This window comes from Bradyrhizobium sp., assembly GCF_035484855.1.
GTDB lineage: Bacteria > Pseudomonadota > Alphaproteobacteria > Rhizobiales > Xanthobacteraceae > Bradyrhizobium.
Map to the genome: position 1 here is coordinate 1 of NZ_DATHOP010000119.1, position 6,018 is coordinate 6,018.

General features: G+C 60.8%; 4 protein-coding genes and 1 pseudogene. 3 read left to right on the forward strand and 2 right to left on the reverse strand.

Going from position 1 to position 6,018, the window contains the following annotated elements; all coding sequences use genetic code 11:
* Positions 1 to 201 (forward strand): hypothetical protein (locus tag VK804_RS14010; RefSeq protein WP_325371417.1); only part of this gene is annotated, 201 nt, incomplete at its 5' end.
* Between the two features lie 191 nt (positions 202 to 392).
* Here the strand turns inward: VK804_RS14010 and VK804_RS32990 are convergent.
* Complete coding sequence (locus VK804_RS32990; protein WP_414642777.1) at positions 393 to 701, reverse strand: TetR/AcrR family transcriptional regulator; 309 nt, start codon at positions 699 to 701, stop codon at positions 393 to 395.
* A 305-nt stretch (positions 702 to 1,006) separates the two neighbouring features.
* On the opposite strand from VK804_RS32990, the gene VK804_RS14015 reads away from it, so the two are divergent.
* Positions 1,007 to 4,201, forward strand: a complete 3,195-nt coding sequence (locus VK804_RS14015; protein ID WP_325371418.1) for an efflux RND transporter permease subunit — start codon at positions 1,007 to 1,009, stop codon at positions 4,199 to 4,201.
* Positions 4,191 to 5,378, forward strand: a complete 1,188-nt coding sequence (locus tag VK804_RS14020; RefSeq protein ID WP_325371419.1) for an efflux RND transporter periplasmic adaptor subunit — start codon at positions 4,191 to 4,193, stop codon at positions 5,376 to 5,378. Before VK804_RS14015 ends, VK804_RS14020 begins: the two co-directional genes overlap by 11 nt.
* 181 nt (positions 5,379 to 5,559) lie before the next feature.
* Here the strand turns inward: VK804_RS14020 and VK804_RS14025 are convergent.
* Positions 5,560 to 6,018 (reverse strand): annotated as a pseudogene (locus VK804_RS14025) (single-stranded DNA-binding protein); the annotation flags it as partial.

The window sequence follows — 6,018 nt, forward strand, 5'->3', positions numbered from 1 at the left end:
CAATGCGAGGCGCCCTTTAGGCAAGCCGAACAGGAGGACGAAATGGACAATTTGTCGATTGATCGTCGGGATAGCGAGGAAGGCATCCTCAACTATCAGGTCTCCGATGAGGCCCTTGAGATCGCTGCAGCCGCGCCGGGCCAGGGAGTAGCTTTTACCATCGCATACTGTACCGACCGGGAGTGCCCTATAGGCGATTAGAATCGGATCAATTCGCCTGTCCGCTTTGGGTCATTAGCTGCCGCCGCGCGATCTTGTTGGGATGTCCGCTTTGGGTCATTAGCTGCCGCGACCACTTTGGTTATTGGCGTGCGCTTTACCCCCAATCGCGGACATCATTCTGCAACGCTTCGATGTCCGCTAGGTGTCATAGAATATCAACTCGCGCAGCGTTAGCCGGGAGAGACGTGGCTCGCGCCCGAAGGAATTCGTAAAGGAGCCGGAATGCAGATAACAGGTTCTCCAGGAACGCTGCATCGCGCCGCAGCGGCGCCCAGTGCAACGTCCTCGAGCTCATCATTGACCACGAGGAATAAGAGGCCGCGCTTGTCGGTGGCATAGAAGAACAACGTCCCAAGCGCCACGCCGGCGCGAGTCGCAATCTGACGCGTGCTCGCCTCGTCATATCCTTCGCAACGAAGAGCTTGCGGGCCGCCTCCCTGATGCGGCGTTGCTTGTCTTCCAGCGAGAGAAACCATCATAATTCATCCAAATTCGCCGCCACCTCTCCGAATGTCTTCCCGTGTCGCAACTCGTTTTTCGGTTGCAGTGCAGCATCGCTGCCTTTCCACTCGCGCATAAACAGCGCGTAAAAATAAACCTAGAAAACTCAAAAGCTAAGCCCGACCAGAGCTGTGGGACGCGAGGAATTTTTGAGTTGTCGACGTGCAACCCGTTAGCTATTTTGTGCACCGCAACGATAGCTAAAGGTCGTTTCGAGGGGTGACATTCGAAGCGCGCTTGGTGCACCACGCGCCACGCGCAACGGTGAAAGTCGGAGCCCGCGTTGATCGCGCTCGTCCGCATAGCACTGCAGCGGCCTTACACATTCGTTGTGTTGGCGCTCCTAATCCTGATCACCGGCCCGCTGGCGGCGTCACGGACGCCGGTCGACATCTTTCCCGAAATCCGCATCCCCATCATTGCTGCGATCTGGCAGTACACCGGACTGGCGCCGGAAGACATGGCCGGGCGCATGGTGTCGTCTTACGAGCGCACCCTGACGACAACCGTCAACGACATCGAGCACATCGAAGCCACATCCTATAACGGCCTCGGCATCGTCAAAATATTCTTCCAGCCGGGCGCCGATATACGCGCCGCCAATGCGCAAGTCACAGCGGTGTCGCAGACCGTGCTCAAGAACATGCCACCGGGCGCGACGCCGCCGCTCATTCTCAATTACAACGCCTCAACCGTCCCTATCATTCAGCTCGCGCTGTCCGGCAAGGGATTCTCCGAACAGCAGCTTCAGGATGTCGGGCTCAATACGATCCGCATCTCCCTGATCACGGTGAATGGGGCCGCGATCCCTTACCCCTATGGCGGCAAGTCGCGCGAAGTGCAGATCGATCTCGATTCGGCGGCGATGCAGGCGCGCGGCCTATCCGGCCAGGACGTCGCCAACGCGCTGGCGGCGCAGAACCTGATCACGCCCGTCGGCACCGAAAAAATCGGCAATTTCGAATATGCGATCCAGCTCAATGACGCGCCATCCGTCATTTCCGAGCTGGGCAATCTGCCGATCAAGAATGTCAACGGGACGATGGTCTACATTCACGACGTGGCGCATGTGCGCGACGGCAATCCGCCGCAGACCAATATCGTGCATGTCGAGGGCGACCGCTCGGTCCTGCTGCAAGTCCTGAAAAACGGCGCCGTGTCGACGCTATCGATCATCGACGGCATCAAGGAAAAAGTGAAGGAGCTCAAGACCGTCCTGCCGGACAAGTTCAACGTCGATTTGCTCGGCGATCAGTCGATCTTCATCAAGGCGGCGATCGGCGGCGTCATCCGCGAGGGCCTGATCGCCGCGGCACTCACGAGCCTGATGATCCTGCTTTTCCTCGGCAGCGCGCGCTCGACCTTGATCATCGCCACTTCGATTCCGCTCTCGGTGTTCGGCTCGATTATCACACTGTGGGCGCTCGGGGAAACGCTCAACATCATGACGCTGGGCGGGCTCGCGCTCGCCGTCGGCATCCTGGTCGACGAGGCGACGGTCACCATCGAGAACATCAATTGGCATCTCGAGCAGGGCAAGGACGTGGAAACCGCGATCATGGACGGCGCCGCCCAGATCGTAACGCCGGCCCTGGTGTCAATGCTCTGCATCTGTATCGTGTTCGTGCCGATGTTCTTTTTAACCGGCGTGGCGCGATATCTGTTCGTGCCGATGGCAGAAGCCGTGATGTCGGCCATGGTGTGGTCGTTCATCCTGTCGCGCACGCTGGTGCCGACCATGGCCATGTACCTTTTGCATCCGCATGCGGCACATACCGACCTGCACGGGCTCAATGGGCCGCTGCCGCGGTCCCGGAATCCTCTGGTCAGGCTACAGCGCGGCTTCGAGGCCCGCTTCGAGCGCTTCCGCCTTGGTTATTCCGAACTTCTGGCGCTTGCCCTGCACCACCGCGCGGCGTTCGTTTGCTGCTTCCTGGCTTTCGTGCTGGCTTCATTCGCGCTAACGCCGTTTCTCGGCCGCGACTTCTTCCCCAGCGTCGATGCCGGCCAGATTCTGCTCCACGTGCGCACCCGCGTCGGCACGCGCGTCGAGGAAAGCGCCCAGCAATTCTCGGAAATCGAAAAGGTCATTCGCCAGATCATTCCGCCGGAAGAGCTTGCGACCGTGGTCGACAACATCGGCTTTCCGGTCTCGGGCATCAACATGACCTACAACAATACCGGCACGATCGGCACGCAAGACGGCGAGATCCAGATCAAGCTCAGCGAAGACCACCGGCCGACGGCGAATTACGTTCGCATGATGCGCGAAGAATTGCCGGCCCAATTCCCCGGCACCACCTTCTCCTTCCTGCCGGCGGACATCATCAGCCAGATCCTCAATTTCGGCGCGCCGGCACCAATCGATCTGCAGATTCGCGGCCGCCAAATCGAGGACGACTTTGCCTATGCGCAAAACTTGTTGCGGCGCGTCCGCCATGTGCCTGGTCTCGTCGATGCGCGCATTCAGCAGTCGCTCAACGGCCCGGCGTTCGATGTAGACGTCGACCGCACCCGCGCCCAATATGTCGGCATCTCCGAACGCGACGTCACCAACAGCATGGTCGTCAACCTAGCCGGATCGAGCCAGGTGGCGCCGACCTTCTGGCTCAATCCCGACAATGGCGTGTCGTATTCCATCGTGATGCAGACGCCGCAATACCAGATCGACTCATTGAGCGCGCTGAAGGACCTGCCGATCACCGCGCCGGGTGCGCCGTCGCAAACGCTCGGCGCCATCGCCGACATTCGCCGCGTCAATACCCCGGCGGTCTTCTCGCAATACGACATCGAGCCCTTGGTGCAGATTTACGGCACCACGCAAGGCCGCGACCTCGGCGCCGTCGCCGCCGACATTCAAAAAGTCGTCGATGACAGCGCCAAGGACATGCCAAAGGGCGTTCACGTGGCGATGCTGGGCCAAGTCAACACCATGAACAGCGCGTTCTCCGGCCTCCTGTTCGGCCTGCTCGGCGCCATCGTACTCATCTACCTGCTGATCGTCGTCAACTTCCAATCCTGGACCGACCCGTTCGTGATCATCACGGCGCTGCCGGCGGCGATCGCCGGGATTATCTGGATGCTGTTCGCGACACAGACGACGCTGTCGGTCCCCGCACTGACGGGCGCTATCATGTGCATGGGCGTCGCCACCGCAAACAGTGTTCTGGTCATCAGCTTCGCGCGCGAGCGGTTGGATGCACTGGGCGATCCAATCGCCGCTGCCACCGAAGCAGGCTTTGTCCGCTTCCGCCCGGTCTTGATGACAGCGCTGGCGATGATCATCGGCATGCTGCCGATGGCGCTCGGGCTAGGCGAAGGCGGCGAGCAGAACGCGCCGCTCGGACGCGCCGTCGTCGGTGGCCTGATTTTCGCAACCGTCGCGACGCTGATTTTTGTACCCGTCGTCTTTAGCATCCTTCATGGGCGCCATGACGCGCCGCAAGTCCCGGCAACTGGAGAACAGCATGCCGCCTGAATCCGCTTCCCCCATCATCAAACGGCGCACCCTCTATTCCGCCGGCACCTTATTGGCAGCGGTGGCCGCCATCCTCGTTGTCATGGGGCTGACGACCCGCAAAATGGCGGACGCCAAGCTCCGTGAATGGACCGAGGATCAGGCGCTGCCGGTGGTCGCCATCGCCCCGCCAAGCACCCGCAGCACGCAGCTCACTTTCGAGCTTCCGGGCCGGCTGGAAGCCTATACGCAGGCGCAGATTTATGCCCGCGTCAGCGGCTATCTGAAGGACTGGAAGGCCGACATCGGCACGCCGGTGAAGGCCGGCGATCTTCTCGGCGAGATCGATGCGCCTGACCTCGACCAGCAAATCATGCAAGCCCAAGCTGATCTGGGGAGCGCACAGGCCAATTCCAAGCTGGCGGACGCGACATTGGTACGCGGCCAGCAGCTCATCACCTCCGGCGCCATATCGAAGCAGGATCTCGATCAGAGGGCCGCCGACTCCGCGAGTAAGCAGGGCCTAGCCAAGTCGGCTCAGGCCAATCTCGACCGGCTCCACGTCCTCGAGCAATACAAGAAAATTACCGCCCCCTTCGATGGGCTTGTGACCGCGCGCTCGACCGATATCGGCGCCCTGATCAATGCCGGCAACGGCGGCGGGCCACCGCTCTTCGTCGTGTCCGACACCTCGCGGCTGCGCGTGTATGTCAACGTCCCCCAAAGCTACGTGCCGAGCGTAAAGGTCGGCATCAAGGCACGATTGTCGGTTCCAGAATATCCCAACCGAAAATTCTTCGCCACGGTCGAGGCTTCGGCGCAAGCCGTCGATATAGCGTCAGGCGCGACCCGCATGCTCCTGGTCGTGGACAATTCCAGCGGCGCGCTGATGACGGGCGGCTTCACGACGGTGACGTTCGAGCTGCCGCATCCCGAGACCGATTTCAATGTCGCGGCCAGCGCGTTGATTTTCGATCGCAGCGGGCTGCGGATTGCGACCGTCGACAGCGGCAATCGTGTTGTCTTGAAGGACGTTACGATCGCACGCGATCTCGGCAAGGAAGTTGAGATCAGCGCGGGTCTGACCGCCTACGACCGCGTGGTTCAATCGCCACCGGACGGCATTCAAAACGGCGACCTGGTTCGTGTTGCCGGCGGCGCCGGCAGTAACGTAGAGGCAAATGCTTCTATGAAGTAGAGGCGGGAGTGGATAGCCAGTCGCCGTCGATATGTGGGCATATGTGGAATGACGCGCGCCGAGGATTCTTCAAGCACGTGAGGCAATCGTCTACACAACAAAATCTGCTCCTACGAGTAACCGAGAACAGCAGCAAATGGCTTAAGATGATCGAGCCTCGGCCTGATCTGGCCGATATCGCTCAGGACGGTCCGGGCTGCTCCGGCAGGTAAGAGGGAGATTCAGCTGCGGCATCACCAGCCACATTGTCTGTTTGCGCAGCGAGTGCCGGATGCGTCTCAAGCCACAGGGCTCGGGCAGCGGCCAGTGGATCGATAGCGGCTCTACTCCACCACGCGGCTTCGTCGCCGTAGCGATGAAGCTCGCGATGATGCCCCCGGCACAGAGGGACGGTGAACTCATCGCTGACCTTGCGCCCAAGTGCACGGTTTTGCGCAAAGCGCAGGTGGTGGGCATCGCAGGGCTTGCGGCCGCAGAGGAGACACGACTGCTGAGCCACCTGCCGGACGTGCTCGCGATCACGTACGCGGCGCGGCTCCGGGAACGACAAGGCGCTCTTGTCGATTGATTTCGACTGTTTTGGCTTCTTGGCGCCGCGTCCATTTGGTTGTGCCGATGGCTCAGCCGACGTTCCTCCGAT